Source organism: Streptomyces sp. NPDC026538 (genome assembly GCF_055567535.1).
This window is the reverse complement of record NZ_JBVHQG010000009.1, coordinates 246,683-264,866: the sequence shown is the minus strand read 5'-3', so window position 1 is coordinate 264,866 and position 18,184 is coordinate 246,683. Positions and strand designations below refer to the sequence as shown.

The following is an 18,184-nucleotide window of genomic DNA, read 5'->3' as shown; positions in this document are numbered from 1 at the left end:
CGGACAGCCGCGTAACGTCTCTTTTCGTAAGACCTAACCGCACCGAAGCACAAAAAATGCCCCGGACGATCACAGGCAGGGCTCCTCGAACTACCGGAGCACCGCCGCGGGGATCGCGGGGCGCGCTATCGGACGGAACGCCGTCGCCATAGCGGCGAAAGCGACCGTCTGACCGGTGACCCGCCGCCCTGCAGGGCGGTCAGGTGGGAGTTCGAAGCCTCCACTTGTGGGCCGGGTCGGTGAGCCGTGAGGCATACCTGTTCGGCCGGTCATCACACAAGGTTAGCAGCAAAGCCGAGGGAGGACCAATTGGGGCGTCCCGGGGTCAGGTCGGAGCCCCGCGCCCGCTGCGCCTATCGTGTGCGTCATGAGTGAAACGCCCCTTCCTGGCACCGGTGACGCCGGTCAGCCCGACTTCGACGAGATGACCCGCGACATCGCCGAGGTCCCCGCGGTCGAGGTGATCGTGACGGTCGCCGTCAACCTGATGAGCGCCGCGGCCGTGAAGCTCGGTCTGACCGAGGAGGGCGACAAGTACAAGGACCTGGACGAGGCCCGCAAGCTGGTCACCGCCCTCGCCGGGCTGCTCGACGCGTCCGCGACCGAGATCAGCTCCTTCCACGCGGCACCGCTGCGGGACGGCCTGAAGTCGCTCCAGCTGGCTTTCCGCGAGGCCTCGATCGTCCCCGACGAGCCGGGCCAGGGCCCCGGCGAGAAGTACACCGGGCCGGTCTACGGCTAGCGGTCAGTTTCTCACGTACAAGGGCTCGCCCGGCGGCGTGGCCCCGGCCGGCAGCAGTGCCAGGTCGAGGCCGCGTACCAGGCGGGCCCGCAGTGTCTCGTCGGCGGCGAGCCGCCCGGCGACGGCCTGGGCGGTCTCGGCGGGCGGCGCGGCCGGGTCGAGGACCAGGGCGAGGGTGCCGTCGGTGTGGCCCGGTCCGAGGTGGGCACGGCGCACGGCGGGCTCGGCGGCCACCACCGTACGGACGGCCTCGATCACGGCCGGGTCGGCGAGCGGATCGGCCGTCGTCCGCCCCTCCGCGAGCGCGAGCAGCACCGGGCCGGTCAGTTCGAACGGCACCGGCCCCGACAGGTCCAGGACCACCGTGTCCGCCTTCTCGTGCGCGGCGGCCTGGAGCGCCTGGTGCAGGGGTACGGCGACGGGCCGCGCCGCCGGGTCCCAGCGGGCCAGCGACTCGGTGGAGGTGAAGGCGGGCAGGGCGGTGCGGGCGCCGGCCCTGAGGGTGGGGACGGCCATGTCGCTGGTCTTCTCGCGGCGCAGCCCGTGCTCGTCCTCCTCGACCTCTCCGAGGACGGCGACCACCGGGACGAGCAGCCGGGCGCCCTTCAGGGCCGCCAGGACGGGTCCCACGGCCGTACGGTCCTCGGCCCAGGCGGCCAGCGCGGCGGCCAGCCGGGGGTCCGCGGAACCGTCGTCGGCGGAGTAGCCGGAGTCGGGAATGTTCTTGTTCGCCACGGTCCCCGACCCTATCGGGGGGATGCTGCTGCGGTTGTGCGGCCCCCGAAACCGGATCGACACCGCTTTCACGGGATTCTCAGATATCCCTGATCTCCTTCTAACGTCCGGCAAACGGATCGCACAGTCCCCGCCCCGAGCATCGCGGGCATGGAGTCCCCCAGAGCCACCCCAGGATCCCGGCGGGCCCGCCGCCGTGCCCGGCCCCGGCGCCGGGCTCTTCTCTCCGTCTCCCTCGCCACGGTCGCCGTCCTCGGCGTCACCGCGGCCGGGACCGTGTACGTGAAGGCGCACGCCCGCGACGGCGGCCCCGTATCCTCGGCTGCGCCGCCGACGCCCCCCGCCTCTTCTTCCTCTTCTTCCTCTACTTCGGCCTCGGCGAGCGGGGAGGCAACGGTGGAACCCGTGACGGAGCCGGCCGTGGACCGGGACGCGCTGCTGAGCACGGCGATGAAGACGGTGACCGTGACGTCCGCGGCGAAGGTGTCGGCGGCCGTGCTCGATCTGGACTCCGGCGACAGCGCGGTCCACGGCGACAGCGCGTTCGACACCGCGAGCATCGTCAAGGTCGACATCCTGGCGACGCTGCTGCTCCAGGCGCAGGACGCGGGACGGCATCTGACGGCCACGGAGAAGGCGTACGCCACGAAGATGATCGAGAACAGCGACAACACGTCCGCGTCGGAGCTGTGGGACATCATCGGCGAGGCGGCGGGCCTGGACGCGGCGAACAAGCGCTTCGGGCTGACGGACACCGAGGGCGGTGACGGGGCGCTGTGGGGGCTGACCCAGACCACGGCGGCGGACCAGCTCACCCTGCTCCAGCAGGTGTTCGGGGACGACTCGAAACTGAGCTCGGCTTCGCAGGCCTATCTCCAGGGCCTGATGAAGACGGTCGAGTCCGACCAGCGATGGGGGGTCTCGGCCGCCGCCGACGGTTCGGAGTTCGCGCTGAAGAACGGGTGGCTGGCGCGGAGTTCGACCGGGCTGTGGGACGTCAACAGCATCGGGCGGGTGACGGTGGACGGGACCGGCTATCTGGTCGCGGTGCTGTCCAAGGGGACGGTGAGTCAGGCGAAGGGGATCTCGCTGGTGGAGGCCGCGGCGAAGGCGGCGGTGAGTTCCTTCACGTCGGCCGACTCGTCCGCGTCCGCGTCTGCTTCGGCTTCGGCTTCGGCTTCGGCTTCGCAGTAGGGGGAGGGTTCCACGGTTCGTGGGCGAGTGCGGACCGGCAGGGGGCTGGTCGCGCCATTCCCCGCGCCCCTTCCGGGCGCTCCGGTTCGGGGTGTTTCAGAAGAACGGGCGGGTCAGACCATCCTGCGTCGTCCGCGCCAGAGAACTACCGCCGCCACCAGCAGCACGCCGCCCGCGCCGCCGGCCAGTGGGGCGGCCCAGTCCGTCGCGCTGGTCGTCTCCTTCTCCGTGTCCGGGCCCGGGCCGAAGTACTTCTTGCCGTACGACGCCGACGTCAGGCTCTGTGTCCTCAGCCTGGCCGCGTCCTTGATCGCCGCCGCCGGGTCGATCATGCCGAAGCCCCGGGAGTCGTCGCGGCCGCCGGACGGGACGTCGCGGGCCGTGTCCTCCAGGAGCTTCTTGATCTGGGCCGGGGTGAGGCCGGGATGGGCGGCCTTGATCAGGGCCACCGCACCTGACACGAAGGCCGAGGCGGCGCTCGTCCCCCAGCCCTCGTAGTACTTGTGGTCCGGGTCGGCGATGACGATGTCGACGCCGGGTGCGCTGATCGTGGCGTACCAGCGGCGGGTGGAGAAGGCGGCACGGGTGCCGAACTTGTCCACCGCGGTCGCGGCGATGACGCCCGGGTACGCGGCCGGGTAGGAGATGTGGTCGCCCTTGTCGCCGCCGTTGCCGGCCGAGGCCACGACCACGACGTCCTTCTTCAGGGCGTACTGGATGGCCTCGTCCTCGCTGGGCTCGGGGTGCGCGGAGTCGGAGTCGTCGCCGAGGGAGAGGTTGATGACGTCGGCACCGTGGTCCGCGGCCCAGCGGATGCCCTCGGCGAGGGCGTTGCCCCGGGTGGAACGGGCCTTGCCGCGGGCACTGTCGCCGTCTTCGAGTATGACCCGGACGGGCAGGATCTTGGCTTCCGGGGCGACCCCCATCACGCCCTCGCCGTCGCCGGCCCCGTGGCCGTGACCGGCGATGATGCCGGCCATGGCGGTGCCGTGCCGGGCCCAGGTGCGATCGCCGGGCCTGGCGCCGAAGCCGATCATGTCCTTGGCGGTGAGGACGTTGCCGACCAGGTCGGGGTGGTCGGCCTCGACACCGGTGTCCAGGACGGCGACGGTGACGCCCTTGCCCTTGGTGGTCCCCCAGGCCTCGGCGAGGTGCAGGGCGGACAGGCCCCACTGCTGGGCGCGGATGCTGTCGGCGTAGGCGGTCGTGGACGGCAGCAGGGCGAGCGAGCCGGCGAGCAGCAGGCTCAGCGCGGCCCCGGTTGCGCGGCGCTTCATGAGGGCTTCTCCGTTGCCGGGCCTGCGGTGTTCTGACGCAGTCGCCGTTCGATGCGGTCGGCCAGGCCCTGGGCCTCGTTGCCGAGGCCGGCCTGGGCCGCGGCCGTGGTGGCGCCGGACGCCTCCGCGTCGGCGGCGGACTGCGGGGTGTCGACGGTGCGGCCGTCGGCCCAGCCGGAGACGGCGTAGGCGACGACCGGGGCGTCGGTGAGCACGGAGATCGTCCAGGAGGCACGCTGGTGCCGGCCGAAGCGTTCGGCGGCGGTGCCCTTGGCGGCGTACGGGAGGGGCATCAGGTCGGTACGGCGGTCCAGGTGCTCGTTCTTGAACCGCTTGGCGAGGGCGGTCATCCCGGCCGGTTCGGCCTTGGTGAACAGCAGCCCCACGGTCGTCACGTAGCTCTGGGTGGCGTCGGTGTAGGTGGCCCGGATCAGACGCTGGCAGCCGACCGGGGCGAGCGCCTTGCGCAGCAGCGGGTCGAAGGCGTCGGCGCAGCCGGTGGCGGGGGCGACGGCGATCCGGGTCCAGGTGCGGTCGGCTCCGCCGGGGCCGGCGCCGGTGCCCTGCACGGTGGGCGGGAAGAGTTCGTCGACGGGCACGTTGTGCCACAGGCCGGCGGCCGAGCTGAAGCTGCTGGCGGCGGCCAGGTCACCGTCGTCGTCGACGATCCAGCTTCCGGTCACCGCGCCACCGATGAGTCCGAGCCCGAGCACCATGCAGGCGGCGGCAGCGGCGGTGCGGGGCGCCACCCGGCTGACCAACGACCGCCCCCACCCTCGCTCGTCGTACCCCTCGGGCTCGCCGAACGTCACAACGGGCCGGTCCCTGCCGGGAGTTCCCGCGGCGACGGTCCAGGACATCGCGGGGTCCGGCGCCGGGCCGGGGCCGTACGGCGAGGAGGCGGTGCCCCCGGCAGGCGGGGCGGCGGCAGGGGCCGGGGGTGTCGTGGGGCGGGGCGGGAGCGGCGGGGCGGCGGGCATGGGGGGCTTCGCCGGGCGCGGCGGCGGGGTGGCTTTCGGGGGCGTCCCGGGGCGCGGCGGGGCCGTCGGCACCGGGAACGTCCGCATGTGCGGGCTCCACGCGGTGCCCGACTCCGGCGCCCCGAAGGAGGCCGAGAAGTCGCTGCGCGGCCGCTCGGGCCGCCTGGCCCCGGGCACGCCGGAGGAACCTCCGGGCGTCTCGCCGTCGGGCGCCGGTGCGGCGGCACCGCGCCGCCCGTCCGGCGACGCCTCCGGTTCCTCCGCGGCGCGGACGGGACGCAGCGAGGCGGTCGACTCCGAAGCGGACTCCGGACGCCGGTCCGACAGCCCGGGCCCGTACGGCGACCTGGGCTGTGCCCCGCGGCCGTCCTCCCTTCCGGGAGACGCCGACCGCTTGTTTCGTAGATCATCTTCGCGCGACGCCGACGACTCGGTCCGGCGGTCCTCACGACCGCCCGGCCCGGGCGGCACACTGCGACCGCTCTCCCACCCGGAGGCCCCGGACGGTACGACGCGGCCACCCTCCCTGCCGGGAGGCGTGAACGGTTCGGTCCGGCGATCCTCCCGGCCGGCCGATCCGGGCGGCACGCTTCGGCCGCTCTCCCATCCGGAAGCCGTGGACGGCGTGATGCCGCCGTCCTCCCGGCCGGGGGACGCGGGCGGTGCGGGCCGGGCGGGCTGTCCGGCGGAGCCGGTGGACGGTGTGGTGCGGCCGGTTTCCCGGGCGGAGGTGGTGGGCGGGGTGTCCGGGAAGCGGGCCGAGGCGGGGGGCGGGGGTGCGGCGGGCGAGCTCTGCGGGGGGTGGAGGTCGGGGTAGCGGGGGCGTGTGATGCGCTCGGCGGTAGTCGGGCGGGCGGCCGCCCGGTCCCCCGCACCCTGTTCGCCCTGCGCCACCGCACCGCCCCGACTCGTCCGGTCCTCACGACTCTGCTGCGCATCGGGCCGTCCCGGCAGCTGGTCCTGCCCGGTGACGTCGGCGCTACCAGTGGATACGTCGGACCGGTGCGACCAGTTCACTCGGTTCGGCCGGTCGAAGAACCCCGGCCCGTCGGCCCGGCCGCTCACGTCGGCGGTACCCGGCGCCTCACCCTGGCCGGCCGCCGCCTCGGCAGCGCCCTCGGAGGTGGGCGCGGGGTCGGGCGAAGGGCGTCGCGGGATCGGGGCGTGCCGCGCTTCCGTGCTCATGCGCCCCCGTTTCCTCCTGCCCGGGCCAACTCCGCGTACGGGCCGGCGCGCTCCCCGGCGCGGAGACGTCCGCCCCCGGGCACGCATACCCGCACACGCGGATCCGCATCCCGGCGCGGGCCAGGCGGCCGGGTCGTTCCGCCGTACGTGCGCGTCACTCTACGGGTTGTCCGACAGCGAACGGGAACCAGTCCACGACCGCGGGGCATCTGCCCGTATCGTCCCCCTACCCTGCGGTAATCCTGTCTGGCAGGCTTCGTTCATGACTGCGCGCGCCGCCGACCGGGCCCGTTACGACCGGGCCACCGCCCATCTGGACGCCCCTCTCGCGATCGTCGACCTGGAGGCATTCGACGCCAACGCGGACGATCTCGTGCGCCGGGCCGGCGGCAAGCCGGTGCGGGTCGCGAGCAAGTCCGTCCGCTGCCGGCACCTGCTGGAACGCGTCCTCGCGAAGGACGGTTTCGCCGGGATCATGTCCTTCACGCTCGCGGAGTCGCTGTGGCTCGCGCGCTCGGGTTTCGAGGACATCCTGCTGGCCTATCCGTCCGCCGACCGCGCCCGGTTCGGCGAGCTCGCCGCCGATCCGAAGCTCGCGGCGGCCGTGACGGTGATGATCGACGACCCGGCCCACCTCGACCTGATCGACGCGGCCCGCGCCGGCGGCGGCGAAGTGATCCGGGTCTGCCTGGAGTTGGACACCTCGCTGAAGCTGTTCGGCGGGCGGGTGCGGGTAGGCGCCCGGCGTTCGCCGCTGTACTCCCCCGCCCAGCTGGCCGACCTGGCCCGGACCGTGGCCCGGCGGCCGGGCTTCGCGCTGGTGGGGATCATGGCGTACGAGGGGCACATCGCCGGGGTCGGGGACAGTGTCGCCGGCCGGCCGCTGCGCTCCCGCGCGGTCCGGCTGATGCAGGCCACCGCCCGCCGCGAGCTGGCCGAGCGGCGCGCCGCGGTGGTGCGGGCGGTCCGGGCGGTGGCGCCGGACCTGGAGTTCGTCAACGGCGGCGGCACGGGCAGTGTGCAGACCACGGCGGCGGAGGACGCGGTCACCGAGATAGCGGCCGGGTCGGGCCTGTACGTGCCCCGGCTCTTCGACAACTACACGTCGTTCACCGGCCGCCCGGCCGCCCTGTTCGCCATGCCGGTGGTCCGGCGTCCCGGCGTCGGGGTCGTCACCGTCCTCGGCGGCGGCTACCCGGCCTCCGGCGCCGCGGGCCCCGACCGGCTGCCGGTGCCGTACCTCCCGCAGGGGCTGTCCTACGACCCGCAGGAGGGCCCCGGCGAGGTGCAGACCCCGCTGCTCGGCTCCGCGGCGGACGACCTGCTGATCGGCGACAAGGTGTGGTTCCGGCACGCCAAGGCGGGCGAGCTGTGCGAGCGGTTCGCCGAGCTGCATCTGGTCGAGGGCGACCGGGTGACGGCGACCGTACCGACGTACCGGGGTGAAGGTCACACCTTCCTCTGACCTCCGGTTCCGCTAACCCTCCGGTTTCCGGTCCACCGGGCGGATACCGCTGGTGATCGCGTCCATGTCGGACAGCGGCGGTCCGTCCGGGCCGGCGTCGAAGACGAACCGGACGACGACCGGGGCCGGGAGGCCGGAGTGGGAGGGAAAGGCGAGGGACTGGACGTAGCCGCCCGGTCCCTCGGCTGTCCTGACCCGCCAGCGCACCAGGTATCCGTGGCCGCCGGCGACCGCGACCCGCCCGGCCTTGACGACCTGATGGGACCGGATGCCGCCGAAGGGCCGCCTGCCGCCGGGTTCGTGGCCGTAGGCCGTCTCTGCCGCGTCCGGTACGTCCCGTTCGGCGACGGTGCGCGCGGAGCTGCCGTCGGCGCTGCCCGCGGTACGGCTCTGGACCTCGCCGTGGCGGCACCGGCCGGTGTCGGCCGGGCAGGCGTAGGTGCCGTCGGTGGTCATCACGACGTCGTCCTGGGCGGGGTTCGAGGAGCCGGTCCAGCCGGTCGGAACCGGCAGGGAGATGCCGTTGAGCTGGTCGACGACCAGGGACGGGGGCGGCGGGCCGATGGGGGCCGTGTTGATCGCGGTGTCCGTACCGGCGCGCAGCTCGTCCGTCCGGAGCACGGTGGCGCCGCCGACGATCGCCGTCGCCAGCACGGCCCCGGCGGATATCAGGGCGACCGCCTTGGCGCGTGCGGACGCCCCGGCCGCCGGGGTCGGCGGCGCGGGGAGGCCGGCCGGGGTGCGCCGGTGCTCGGTCCAGGTCCTGCCGTCCCACCAGCGCTCCAGGTGCGGAGCCTGTGGGTCGCGGTACCAGCCGGGCGGCGTCATGCTCACTCCCGCACTGTAGGACGGGAGTTGGGCGGCTCCTACAGGGGTGTGACGTACGCCCCGGAGATCCCGCCGTCCACCAGGAAGTCGCTGGCGTTGACGAACGAGGAGTCGTCGCTGGCCAGGAAGGCGACGGCGGCGGCGATCTCCTCGGCCTCGGCGAACCGGCCGAGCGGGATGTGGACGAGGCGGCGGGCGGCCCGCTCGGGGTCCTTGGCGAACAGTTCCTGGAGGAGGGGGGTGTTGACCGGTCCCGGGCACAGCGCGTTGACGCGGATGCCCTCCCGGGCGAACTGGACGCCCAGTTCGCGGGACATGGCCAGAACTCCGCCCTTGGACGCGGTGTACGAGATCTGTGAGGTCGCCGCGCCCATCCGGGCCACGAAGGACGCGGTGTTGATGATGGAGCCCTTGCCCTGGCGCCGCATGTAGGGGATGGCGGCCTTGCAGCACAGGTAGACGGAGGTGAGGTTGACCTCCTGGACGCGCTTCCAGGCCTCCAGGCCGGTCTCCAGGATGGAGTCGTCGTCGGGTGGCGAGATGCCGGCGTTGTTGAAGGCGATGTCGACGCTGCCGTAGGTGTCGAAGGCCGTCCTGAACAGTGCTTCGACCTGTTCGGCGTCGGTGACGTCGACCTTCACGAAGAGCCCGCCGACCTCCTCGGCGGCGGCCTTGCCGCGGGTGTCGTCGACGTCGCCGCAGACGACGTGGGCGCCCTCGGAGGCGAGCCGCCGTGCGGTGGCGAGGCCGATGCCGCTGCCGGCTCCGGTGATGACGGCGGTGCGGCCGACGAGTCGGCGGCAGACGATGTCAGTGGTCTCGGCGGTCACTGTGCGGGGCCCTCCGTGCTGATGAAGACGTTCTTGGTCTCGGTGAAGGCGGTGAGCGCGTCCGGGCCGAGCTCGCGGCCGATCCCCGACTGCTTGTAGCCGCCGAAGGGGGTCCAGTAGCGGACGCTGGAGTGGGAGTTGACGGACAGGTTGCCGGCCTTGACGGCCCGCGAGACGCGCAGTGCGCGGCCGACGTCCCGGGTCCACAGGGAGCCGGAGAGGCCGTAGTCGGTGTCGTTGGCGAGGCGGATCGCGTCGGCCTCGTCGTCGAAGGGGATGACGGCGGCGACCGGGCCGAAGACCTCCTCCACGGCCACGCGCGCGTGCGGGTCGACGCCGGTGAGGACGGTCGGCGGGAACCAGAAGCCGGGGCCCTCGGGGGCCTTGCCCCGGATACCGGGCGCCTCGGGGTCGACGTACGAACGGACCCGGTCCAGCTGGGACCTGGAGATCAGCGGGCCCATGTCGGTCTTCTCGTCGGCCGGGTCGCCGACGGTGACGGCCTCGATCGCGGGGGCGAGGAGTTCCAGGAAGCGGTCGTGGACGGAGCGTTGGACGAGGATGCGGGTACGGGCGCAGCAGTCCTGACCGGAGTTGTCCAGGAAGGACACGGGGGCGGCGGCCGCGGCGGCCTCGAGGTCGGCGTCGGCGAAGACGATGTTGGGGCTCTTGCCGCCGAGTTCGAGGGTCACGCGCTTCACCTGGTCGGCGCAGAGCGCCATGACGCGCTTGCCGACCCGGGTGGAGCCGGTGAACACGATCTTGGCGACGCCGGGGTGGCGGACCAGGGCCTCGCCCGCGATGTCACCGCGGCCGGGCAGTACCTGGAAGAGGTGCTCGGGCAGCCCTGCCGTCAGGGCGAGTTCGGCGAGGCGGAGCGCGGTCAGGGGGGTGGTCTCGGCGGGTTTCAGGAGCACCGCGTTGCCGGCCGCGAGGGCGGGGGCGGTGCCCCAGGCCGCGATCGGCATGGGGAAGTTCCAGGGGGCGATCACGCCGACGACCCCGAGGGGTTCGAGGAGGGTGATGTCGAGGCCGCCGGGGACCGGGATCTGGCGCCCCGTGAGCCGCTCCACCCCGCCGGCCGCGTAGTCGAGCAGGTCCCGGACGTTGCCCGCCTCCCAGCGGGCGTTGCCGATGGTGTGCCCGGCTTCCCGGACCTCCAGCCGGGCGAGTTCCTCGCGGTGTTCGTCGACGACGACGGCGAACCGGCGCAGCAGCCGGGCCCGTTCGCCGGGTGCGAGCGCGGCCCACCGCCGTTGGGCCCCGGCGGCCCGTCGTACGGCGGTGTCGATGTCCTCCGCCACAGCCCCCGGGACGGTCGCGATCACCTCCTCCGTGGCCGGGTTGAGGACGTCGAGTTCGTACTGTTGCGACAAGTGGTGCCTCACATGCGTTCGAAGGAGCGGCGCAGCTCCCAGTCGGTCACCGCGGCGTCGAAGGCGGCCAGCTCGACGCGGGCCATGTTGCGGTAGTGCGCGACGACCTCGTCGCCGAAGGCGGCCTGGGCGATGGGGCTGTTCTCCCAGAGCTCGGCGGCCTCCCGGAGCGTGGTCGGGACGTGCGCGAAGTCGGCGGTGTAGGCGTTGCCGGGGCAGGGCTCGGGGAGTTCGAGCTTGTGCTCGACGCCGTACAGCCCGGCCGCGACCAGTCCGGCGACGGCGAGGTGCGGGTTGACGTCGCCGCCGGGCAGCCGGTTCTCGAAGCGCAGCGAGCGGCCGTGGCCGACGACTCTGAGCGCGCAGGTGCGGTTGTCGTGGCCCCAGGCGACCGCGGTCGGGGCGAAGGAGCCGGGCTGGAACCGCTTGTAGCTGTTGATGTTGGGCGCGTACAGGAGCGAGAAGTCCCGCAGGGCGGCCAGCTGTCCGGCGAGGAAGTGCCGCATGACCTCGGACATGCCGTCCTGGGCGGCGAAGACGTTGGCGCCGTCCGCGTCCGTCAACGACAGGTGGATGTGGCAGGAGTTGCCCTCCCGCTCGTTGTACTTGGCCATGAAGGTGAGGGAGACGCCCTCCTGGGCGGCGATCTCCTTGGCGCCGGTCTTGTAGATCGCGTGCTGGTCGCAGGTGACGAGGGCCTCGTCGTACCGGAAGGCGATCTCGTGCTGGCCCGGGTTGCACTCGCCCTTGGCGGACTCGACGGTCAGCCCGGCCCCCGCCATGTCGTTCCGGATCCGGCGCAGCAGCGGCTCGATCCGCCCGGTGCCCAGCACCGAGTAGTCGATGTTGTACTGGTTGGCCGGGGTCAGCCCGCGGTAGTTGGCGTCCCAGGCGGCCTCGTACGTGTCCTTGAACACGATGAACTCCAGCTCCGTACCGACCTGTGCGGTGTAGCCGAGTTCGGCGAGGCGCTCCAGCTGGCGGCGGAGGATCTGCCGGGGCGCGGCGACGACCGGGGAGCCGTCGTTCCAGGCGAGGTCGGCGACGAGCATGGCGGTGCCCGCGTTCCAGGGCACCCGGCGGAGGGTGGCGAGGTCGGGGTGCATGGCGAAGTCGCCGTAGCCGCGGTCCCAGGAGGACATGGCGTAGCCGTCGACCGTGTTCATCTCGGTGTCGACGGCGAGCAGGTAGTTGCAGCCCTCGGTGCCGTTGCGCAGGACCTCGTCGAGGAAGAAGCGGGCGGCGAACCGCTTTCCCTGCAGTCGCCCTTGCATGTCGGGGAAGGCCAGGACGACAGTGTCGATCTCACCGCTCGCGACGAGGGTGTGCAGTTCCTCGACGCTGAGCGGGGGTGTGCGGTCTGCCACGGGAGGACTCCTTGGGCTTCATCGCGCTGCTGCGGCCGGGCCGGGAGCTCTAAGGTATTGCTGAGAACCATTGCTTGGGAAGGGGGTACGGCCATATGTCGCTGGATGCGGACGGCACCCTCGGCGACCCGTTGACGCCGGTGCTGCGACCGGTACGGGCGGGCAACGGCTTCGAGGAGGCGCTGGAGCAGATCCTCCAGGTCGTCCGGCTGGGCCTGGTTCCGGGCGGCGAGCGGCTGCCCGCCGAGCGGGAACTGGCGGAGCGGCTGGGGATCAGCCGGGTGACCCTGCGCGAGGTGCTGAAGGTGCTCCAGGACCAGGGCCTGGTGGAGTCCCGGCGGGGGCGGTACGGCGGCACGTTCGTGCTGCCGCGCGCCGACGCGGGCGGCGAGGACGAGCTGCGGCGCCGGATCGCCGAGGTCGACATCGAGGACGTGCTGCGGTTCCGCGAGGTCCTGGAGGTCGGCGCGGCCGGGCTGTGCGCGGCGCACGGGCTGTCGGACGACCAGGCGGACCGCCTCCGCGACGCCCTGGCCCGCACCCACGAGGCACCCCTGGCGGACTACCGCCGCCTGGACACCCTGCTCCACCTCACGATCGCCGAACTGTGCGGCTCGCCCACCCTGACCGCCCAGTACGCGGCGGTCCGGGCGTCCGTCAACGACCTCCTCGACTGCATCCCGCTCCTGGTCCGCAACCTGGAGCACTCACAGCGCCAGCACATCGCCCTGGTCGAGGCGGTCCTGGACGGGGACGCGGACGGCGCCCGGGAGATGATGCGCGAGCACTGCGCGGGGACGGCCGCCCTGCTCCGGGGCTTCCTGGCCTAACGGCCGGTCGCCGTGCCATAAAGGTGTGGAAGCACACCTTTGAGGGAGGGTCCATGGCCGGACGGCCGCTGATCGGCGTGAGCACATATCTGGAGGCCGGGGCGCGCTGGGGCGTCTGGGAGCTGGAGGCGGCCCTGCTGCCGGCCGGCTACCCACGGCTGGTCCAGCGGGCGGGCGGCCTGGCCGCGCTGCTGCCGCCGGACCACCCGCGGCACGCGGCGGCGACGGTGGGCCGCCTGGACGGCCTGGTGATCGCGGGCGGCCCGGACGTGGAGCCGGTCCGCTACGGCGCCGAACCCGACCCCCGCACCGGCCGCCCCGCCCGCGCCCGGGACGCCTGGGAGCTGGCCCTGATCGACGCGGCCCTGGCGGCGGGCACCCCGCTGCTCGGCATCTGCCGGGGCATGCAGCTGCTGAACGTCGCCCTGGGCGGCACGCTCGTCCAGCACATGGACGGCCACGCGGAGGTGCCGGGAGTCTTCGGCCGGCACGAGGTGAAGCCGGTGCCCGGGACGCGGTACGCCGACACCGTCCCGGAGGAGACCGCCGTCCCCACCTTTCACCACCAGGCGGTGGACCGTCTCGGCACCGGCCTGCTGGCCTCGGCCCACGCGGCCGACGGCACGGTCGAGGCGATCGAACTCCCCGCCGAACACGGCTGGGTCCTCGGCGTCCAGTGGCACCCCGAGATGGGTGAGGACCTCCGGGTGATGCAGGCACTGGTCACAGCCGCGTCCTGACCCGGGCCGGCGCCGCGTCACCGGTGTTCCCGGACCGGCTCTCTTCCAGGTGACCGAAACGGGTGGTGGGTGGGCCAGGGCCCCTCACCCCCGGGTCAGGGAAAGCAGTTCGCGGGCCGGGCCGGTCGGGCGGTGGCCCGTCGGCCACACCGCTCGCAGGTCGCGCCGTAGCGCGATGCCCTCCACCGGGATGCTCACCAGCCGCCGCATCGCCAGTTCCTCGCCCACCGCCAGTTCGCTCAGGACCGCCGGGCCCGCGCCGCTGACCGCCGACGCCTTCACCGCCGTCGTCGACGACAGCTCGATCAGCGGGCGGGCCAGGCCGCCCAGGGCCGCGTCGAGGACCTGGCGGGTCCCGGAGCCGCGTTCGCGGAGGATCAGGGGGGTCGCCGCCAGCTCCTCGGCCGCCAGGGGGCGCCGGCGGCGGGCCCACGGGTGCGCGGGGGCCGTCACCACGATCAGGCGGTCGTGGGCGATCACCGCCGAGTCCAGGCCCTGCGGAACCGTCAGCCCCTCCACGAAGCCCAGGTCAGCCTCGTCCGCGAGCAGCCGTTCCGCCACCGCCGCGGAGTTTCCGGCCAGCAGGGACACCGCCGTGTCGGGGCGCTGGGCGCGCAGCGCGAGCAGCCAGCCGGGCAGAAGGTACTCGGCGATGGTCATGCTGGCGGCGACCCGCAGCCGCGAGTCCCGACGGTCCCGCAGTGCCTGCGCCCCCGCGTCGAAGGCCTCCGCCGCCTCCACCACCCGCCGCGCCCAGTCGGTCACCAGTGCCCCCGCGTCGGTGAGCCGCGAGCCGCGCGGTGAGCGGTCGACGAGGGCCACACCCAGCTGCCGTTCCATCGAGCGGATCCGGCTGCTGGCGGCCGGCTGGGTGATGCCGACCTCCCGGGCCGCCGCCCCGAGGCTGCCCAGCCGGGCGACCGCCAGAAGCAGCTCCAGCGCGCCGAGATCCGGCACGCGGTGCGCCAGCGTGCCGCCCGCCGCCCGGTCGCCCGTCTCACCCGTCTCGCTCATAAAGCCAGCTTATGCCCCCATAGACGCGGACTCCCTGGTCGCGGCCCCGCGGCCGGGGCACGGTTGGTTCATGGTCACCACAGTCCGGCATCTCGGCCCCAACTGGTACGCCTCCGTCATGGGCACCGCCGCCCTTGCCCTGGGCGGCGCCGCGCTCGGCGTCGACAGTCTGCGCGAGCTGTTCGTCGCCGTCTGGGCGCTGTCCCTGCTGCAACTCGTGGTCCTGCTGGCCGCCCGGGCGCTGCACTGGGCCCACCACCCCGACCAGGCCCGCGCCCACCTCCGCGACCCCGCCGTGGCCCCCTTCTACGGCTGCCTCGCCATGGCCCTGCTCGCGGTCGGCGGCGGCGCCCTCACCCTCGGGCCGGACTGGATCGGCGAACCCGCGGCCGTGGCCCTCGACGCCGTGCTGTTCGTCGCCGGTACGGCCGTGGGGCTCGCGGCCGCCGTCGCGGTGCCGTACCTGCTGGCCGTACGGCATCGCGCCGAGCCCGCTCAGGCCACCCCGGTGTGGCTGCTGCCGCTGGTCGCGCCCCTGGTGTCGGCCGCGCTCGGGCCGCGGCTGGTCCCCCATCTGCCGCCCGGACAGGCCCGCGAGACACTGCTCTACGGCTGCTTCGCGCTCTTCGGCCTGAGTCTGCTGGCCACCCTGCTGATGCTGACGCTGGTCTTCGCCCGGCTGGTCACCTGCGGTCCGCTCCCCCTCGCGCTCACCCCCACGATCTTCCTGGTGCTGGGCCCGCTCGGGCAGTCCACCACGGCGGTGGGTGCCTTCGCGGACCTCGCCCCCGGGGTGGTACCGGCCCCGTACGCCGCCGGTTTCGGCCTCCTCGCCGTGCTCTACGGCGTTCCGGTCATGGGGTTCGCGCTGCTGTGGCTGGCGCTGGCGGTCGCGCACGTGGTGCGGGCACGCCGGCAGGGCATGCGGTTCGCCATGACCTGGTGGGCGTTCACCTTCCCGGTGGGGACGTGCGTCACGGGCGCCGCCGCGCTGGGCCGGCACACCGGGCTGGCGGTGTACGACTGGCTGGCGGTGGGTCTGTACGCCCTCCTCGTCGCCGGCTGGCTGGCGGCCGCCGCCGGCACCGTGAGCGGGCTGCTCAGCGGCGAGCTGCTCGCAGGGCCCCGTCCAGCAGCCGTGGCGCCTCGGCCAGTGACGGCCCGTACCACGTCAGGTGCCGTCCGCTGACCAGGGCGCACGGCAGGCCCGGGAAGGCCTCCGGGCCGTCGCCGGCGGTGAAGCGGTAGGGCTCGTCCGGGAGGACGACCAGGTCGGGCCGTATGTCGTTGAGTTCCTCGACCGGGATGCGGGGATACCGCTCGGGGTGGGCGGCGTAGAGATTCCCGGTCCCGAGCCGCTTGAGGACGTCCCCCGCGAAGGTGTCCCGGCCCAGGACCATCCACGGCCGCCGCCAGATCGGCACGACCGCGGTGGTACGAGGCTCGGGCACCGGTGCCGACCAGGCCTCCTCCGCCTCGTCCAGCCAGCGCGGCCGGGTGCGCGCGCCGCACGCGGCCAGGAGGCGGGCCAGCTCGCGGAAGGCCTGCGGTACCTCCCGTACCTCGGTGACCAGCACCTCCACACCGGCCGTCCGCAGGGCGTCCAGGTCGGGGGCGCGGTTCTCCTCCTCGTTGGCGATCACCAGGTCGGGGGCGAGGGCGAGGATCCGGTCCAGCTCGGGGTTCTTGGTACCGCCGACACGGGTGACGTCGAGGTCGGCCGGATGGGTGCACCAGTCGGTGGCGCCGACGAGGACGTCGGGGAGCGTCACCGCGACCGCCTCGGTGAGCGAGGGGACCAGGGAGACCACACGCATCAGCGGGGGCGGTCCTGGACCGCCTCGATGTGTTCCGCCACCGCGACCACGATGACCCGAGTGTCCGGGACCGTCGCCCGCCAGCGGTGCCGGACTCCGCCGGTGAGGTAGAGGGTGTCGCCACGGCCCAGGCGGTAGGCGCGGCCCTCGGCCTCGATCTCCACCGCACCGTCGGCGACGTACATCAACTCGTCGTTGCGGTGCTGGAATTCGCGGCCGGCGTCGTGGTCGCCGGTGAACTCCGAGGCGTGCAGCTGGTGGTGGCCTCGCACCAGGGAACGCACCCTGCGCGCGAAGTCCGGTTCGGTGGCGTCCGCGCGTACGACGTCCACGCTGCACGCCGGGTCGGCGGCGGCGAGGAGTTCGACGGCCGTGGTGCGCAGGGCGTCGGCGAGCTTCTCCAGGGAGGTGCGGCTGGGCCGGGCCCTGTCGTTCTCGATCTGGCTCAGGAAGGGCACCGACAGGCCGCTGCGCTCGGCCACGACGGCGAGGGTGAGCTCCAGCGCGCGGCGGCGCCGCCGGACTGCCGCGCCCACCCGCACGGGCTGCTGGTCTTTGTGGTCGCCCATCGCTCCGGCTCCCTCCTTCGCTCGTCGTTCCGTCTACCGGGTGCCCTGCTTCGGCCGGGCCCCCTCTGCTGGGTTCTCTGCACCCTACGCATGTTCGGCAAACCGTTTCAGGCGGCCGTCACATCCCCGTCACGTCGGGTGAGCGCGACCCTCACAGTTCGCGCCAGTAGACGAGCTCGCCGGACTCGCCGGGCGCGGACTCCTCCTTCGGGACGAAGACGCTGACCAGGAGGGCCGGACGGCCGTCGGGGTCGGTGAGCAGCGTGGCCGACGGATTGGCGAAGGCGCGGCTGCCGCCGGGGGTGCGCAGGCGGAGCCGGTCGGCCCGGCCGGAGGCGGGGTCGTAGGCGTAGGTCGACCAGCTGCCGAAGTCGTCGCGCAGGCGCTGGCCCTCGATCAGGACCAGGGGGCGCCCCATCAGTTCAATGCGTGAGCGGTCCCCGATGTTCCCGGCGGTGCCCCAGGCCAGCAGGGCCAGGTCGAGGCGTTGATCTGCGCGGGCCCGCCAGACGGTGAAGTCCCGCAGGGTGGCGCGGAGTTGACGGTCGGTGGCGCAGTCGGCGCGGTAGTGGCCGGTCAGTTCCACGGTGTCGCCGTGGACCGCGGTGATGTCCGGGGTGCCCTCGGCACAGCGGGACAGAGTACGGGGTGCGTCGAACGCGTGGTCGGCCGCTCCGGTCAGCAGGGCGGTGAGGCTTGGGTAATGCCGTAGCGCTATGTGGTTGGCCGGATCCTTTTCGTAGGCGAGGACCCATCCTCCGGTGCCGTCGGTGTGCAGGGAGGGCTGGCTGGTGCCCGGGCCGAAGTCCTGGCGGCGGGTCCAGGCACGCAGGTCGGTGGAGGTGGCTATGGCCGCGTGGAAGCGGCCGTCGGCAAGGGTGGTGTGGTAGACGGCGAGATAGCCGCCGCCGTACGCCCCCGGTACCGGCGTGATCTCGGCGGTGTCCATGGTGCGGCCGGAGGTGTCCCGGGCGTCGAAGACCGCGCCGTCCGCCCGTGTCACGTCCCCGGCGAGCGCCTCGAACCGGGCGGTGGCGACCGAGGCCGGGCCCGGACTCGCCGCGGAGAACTGCGGCACGGTCACCGCGGCCGTCAGCAACAGCAGGAGGGGCAGAAGCCTGCGGATCACGGGCTGCTCACAGGAACGGGCGGGACCGGGGCGTCAGAGAGTACGGGCCCCGGCCCCGCCCGAAGCGGGACGGAAGAGGTGGGCTTCGCCACACCGGCGATGCGGC

The 18,184-nt window shown here is 73.6% G+C and carries 17 protein-coding genes; 6 read left to right on the top strand and 11 right to left on the bottom strand.

Annotated elements, in window-relative coordinates; all coding sequences use genetic code 11:
• The first annotated feature begins 367 nt into the window (after positions 1 to 367).
• Positions 368 to 742, top strand: coding sequence for a DUF1844 domain-containing protein (locus tag ACZ4N4_RS32705; RefSeq protein ID WP_351700433.1), 375 nt, complete (start codon positions 368 to 370; stop codon positions 740 to 742).
• A 3-nt stretch (positions 743 to 745) separates the two neighbouring features.
• Here the strand turns inward: ACZ4N4_RS32705 and ACZ4N4_RS32700 are convergent, their stop codons facing one another.
• Positions 746 to 1,477 carry an SseB family protein gene (locus ACZ4N4_RS32700; RefSeq protein WP_453575426.1) on the bottom strand — a complete coding sequence of 244 codons (732 nt, stop codon included), beginning with the start codon at positions 1,475 to 1,477 and terminating at the stop codon, positions 746 to 748.
• Between the two features lie 150 nt (positions 1,478 to 1,627).
• Here ACZ4N4_RS32700 and ACZ4N4_RS32695 point away from each other — a divergent pair, with 150 nt between their 5' ends.
• Positions 1,628 to 2,671 (top strand): serine hydrolase, encoded by a 1,044-nt coding sequence (locus tag ACZ4N4_RS32695; RefSeq protein ID WP_467595560.1) that lies wholly within the window; start codon positions 1,628 to 1,630, stop codon positions 2,669 to 2,671.
• Between the two features lie 113 nt (positions 2,672 to 2,784).
• Here ACZ4N4_RS32695 and mycP read toward each other — a convergent pair whose 3' ends face one another.
• On the bottom strand, positions 2,785 to 3,948 hold the full coding sequence (gene mycP, locus ACZ4N4_RS32690) for a type VII secretion-associated serine protease mycosin (protein WP_467595557.1): 1,164 nt from the start codon (positions 3,946 to 3,948) through the stop codon (positions 2,785 to 2,787).
• Entirely contained in the window at positions 3,945 to 6,113 is a 2,169-nt protein-coding gene (locus ACZ4N4_RS32685; protein ID WP_467595555.1) for a hypothetical protein, read from the bottom strand. The genes mycP and ACZ4N4_RS32685 overlap by 4 nt, the downstream gene beginning before the upstream one ends.
• 262 nt (positions 6,114 to 6,375) lie before the next feature.
• On the opposite strand from ACZ4N4_RS32685, the gene ACZ4N4_RS32680 reads away from it, so the two are divergent.
• Positions 6,376 to 7,578, top strand: coding sequence for an amino acid deaminase/aldolase (locus ACZ4N4_RS32680; protein ID WP_467595553.1), 1,203 nt, complete (start codon positions 6,376 to 6,378; stop codon positions 7,576 to 7,578).
• A gap of 12 nt (positions 7,579 to 7,590) precedes the next feature.
• Here ACZ4N4_RS32680 and ACZ4N4_RS32675 read toward each other — a convergent pair whose 3' ends face one another.
• From ACZ4N4_RS32675 to ACZ4N4_RS32660, 4 genes are read right to left on the bottom strand one after another with little or no spacing between them, the layout of a single operon-like run.
• Positions 7,591 to 8,406 carry a DUF2510 domain-containing protein gene (locus ACZ4N4_RS32675; RefSeq protein WP_453575548.1) on the bottom strand — a complete coding sequence of 272 codons (816 nt, stop codon included), beginning with the start codon at positions 8,404 to 8,406 and terminating at the stop codon, positions 7,591 to 7,593.
• A 38-nt stretch (positions 8,407 to 8,444) separates the two neighbouring features.
• Entirely contained in the window at positions 8,445 to 9,236 is a 792-nt protein-coding gene (locus ACZ4N4_RS32670) for a 3-oxoacyl-ACP reductase (RefSeq protein WP_467595550.1), read from the bottom strand.
• Positions 9,233 to 10,612: an aldehyde dehydrogenase family protein gene (locus ACZ4N4_RS32665; RefSeq protein ID WP_467595548.1), complete on the bottom strand. Its 1,380-nt coding sequence runs from the start codon at positions 10,610 to 10,612 to the stop codon at positions 9,233 to 9,235. Before ACZ4N4_RS32665 ends, ACZ4N4_RS32670 begins: the two co-directional genes overlap by 4 nt.
• Positions 10,613 to 10,620: 8 nt before the next feature.
• Positions 10,621 to 11,979, bottom strand: coding sequence for a glutamine synthetase family protein (locus ACZ4N4_RS32660; RefSeq protein WP_467595546.1), 1,359 nt, complete (start codon positions 11,977 to 11,979; stop codon positions 10,621 to 10,623).
• Positions 11,980 to 12,074: 95 nt separating this feature from the next.
• Here ACZ4N4_RS32660 and ACZ4N4_RS32655 point away from each other — a divergent pair, with 95 nt between their 5' ends.
• Together ACZ4N4_RS32655 and ACZ4N4_RS32650 are read left to right on the top strand one after the other, a co-directional pair.
• Positions 12,075 to 12,809: a FadR/GntR family transcriptional regulator gene (locus tag ACZ4N4_RS32655; RefSeq protein WP_467595543.1), complete on the top strand. Its 735-nt coding sequence runs from the start codon at positions 12,075 to 12,077 to the stop codon at positions 12,807 to 12,809.
• A 53-nt stretch (positions 12,810 to 12,862) separates the two neighbouring features.
• Positions 12,863 to 13,549: a gamma-glutamyl-gamma-aminobutyrate hydrolase family protein gene (locus ACZ4N4_RS32650; protein ID WP_453575410.1), complete on the top strand. Its 687-nt coding sequence runs from the start codon at positions 12,863 to 12,865 to the stop codon at positions 13,547 to 13,549.
• An 84-nt stretch (positions 13,550 to 13,633) separates the two neighbouring features.
• Here ACZ4N4_RS32650 and ACZ4N4_RS32645 read toward each other — a convergent pair whose 3' ends face one another.
• Complete coding sequence (locus ACZ4N4_RS32645) at positions 13,634 to 14,563, bottom strand: LysR family transcriptional regulator (RefSeq protein WP_467595540.1); 930 nt, start codon at positions 14,561 to 14,563, stop codon at positions 13,634 to 13,636.
• Positions 14,564 to 14,633: 70 nt separating this feature from the next.
• On the opposite strand from ACZ4N4_RS32645, the gene ACZ4N4_RS32640 reads away from it, so the two are divergent.
• Positions 14,634 to 15,752, top strand: a complete 1,119-nt coding sequence (locus tag ACZ4N4_RS32640; protein WP_467595538.1) for a TDT family transporter — start codon at positions 14,634 to 14,636, stop codon at positions 15,750 to 15,752.
• Here ACZ4N4_RS32640 and ACZ4N4_RS32635 read toward each other — a convergent pair.
• The 3 genes from ACZ4N4_RS32635 to ACZ4N4_RS32625 form a co-directional block, all read right to left on the bottom strand.
• Positions 15,664 to 16,380: a helical backbone metal receptor gene (locus tag ACZ4N4_RS32635; RefSeq protein ID WP_453575404.1), complete on the bottom strand. Its 717-nt coding sequence runs from the start codon at positions 16,378 to 16,380 to the stop codon at positions 15,664 to 15,666. The two genes, ACZ4N4_RS32640 and ACZ4N4_RS32635, sit on opposite strands and share 89 nt — an antisense overlap.
• Positions 16,380 to 16,949, bottom strand: a complete 570-nt coding sequence (locus tag ACZ4N4_RS32630; RefSeq protein WP_450758851.1) for a helix-turn-helix domain-containing protein — start codon at positions 16,947 to 16,949, stop codon at positions 16,380 to 16,382. The genes ACZ4N4_RS32635 and ACZ4N4_RS32630 overlap by 1 nt, the downstream gene beginning before the upstream one ends.
• Positions 16,950 to 17,100: 151 nt before the next feature.
• Complete coding sequence (locus ACZ4N4_RS32625) at positions 17,101 to 18,078, bottom strand: hypothetical protein (RefSeq protein WP_467595534.1); 978 nt, start codon at positions 18,076 to 18,078, stop codon at positions 17,101 to 17,103.
• Positions 18,079 to 18,184: the final 106 nt, after the last annotated feature.

What these genes read in the sequence shown, in the direction of transcription:
- ACZ4N4_RS32705 (WP_351700433.1), top strand. Translation starts at nt 368, where the DNA reads ATGAGTGAAACGCCCCTTCCTGGCACCGGTGACGCCGGTCAGCCCGAC.
- ACZ4N4_RS32695 (WP_467595560.1), top strand. Translation starts at nt 1,628, where the DNA reads ATGGAGTCCCCCAGAGCCACCCCAGGATCCCGGCGGGCCCGCCGCCGT.
- mycP (WP_467595557.1), bottom strand. Translation starts at nt 3,948, where the DNA reads ATGAAGCGCCGCGCAACCGGGGCCGCGCTGAGCCTGCTGCTCGCCGGC.
- ACZ4N4_RS32685 (WP_467595555.1), bottom strand. Translation starts at nt 6,113, where the DNA reads ATGAGCACGGAAGCGCGGCACGCCCCGATCCCGCGACGCCCTTCGCCC.
- ACZ4N4_RS32680 (WP_467595553.1), top strand. Translation starts at nt 6,376, where the DNA reads ATGACTGCGCGCGCCGCCGACCGGGCCCGTTACGACCGGGCCACCGCC.
- ACZ4N4_RS32675 (WP_453575548.1), bottom strand. Translation starts at nt 8,406, where the DNA reads ATGACGCCGCCCGGCTGGTACCGCGACCCACAGGCTCCGCACCTGGAG.
- ACZ4N4_RS32655 (WP_467595543.1), top strand. Translation starts at nt 12,075, where the DNA reads ATGTCGCTGGATGCGGACGGCACCCTCGGCGACCCGTTGACGCCGGTG.
- ACZ4N4_RS32650 (WP_453575410.1), top strand. Translation starts at nt 12,863, where the DNA reads ATGGCCGGACGGCCGCTGATCGGCGTGAGCACATATCTGGAGGCCGGG.
- ACZ4N4_RS32645 (WP_467595540.1), bottom strand. Translation starts at nt 14,563, where the DNA reads ATGAGCGAGACGGGTGAGACGGGCGACCGGGCGGCGGGCGGCACGCTG.
- ACZ4N4_RS32640 (WP_467595538.1), top strand. Translation starts at nt 14,634, where the DNA reads ATGGTCACCACAGTCCGGCATCTCGGCCCCAACTGGTACGCCTCCGTC.
- ACZ4N4_RS32635 (WP_453575404.1), bottom strand. Translation starts at nt 16,380, where the DNA reads ATGCGTGTGGTCTCCCTGGTCCCCTCGCTCACCGAGGCGGTCGCGGTG.
- ACZ4N4_RS32630 (WP_450758851.1), bottom strand. Translation starts at nt 16,949, where the DNA reads ATGGGCGACCACAAAGACCAGCAGCCCGTGCGGGTGGGCGCGGCAGTC.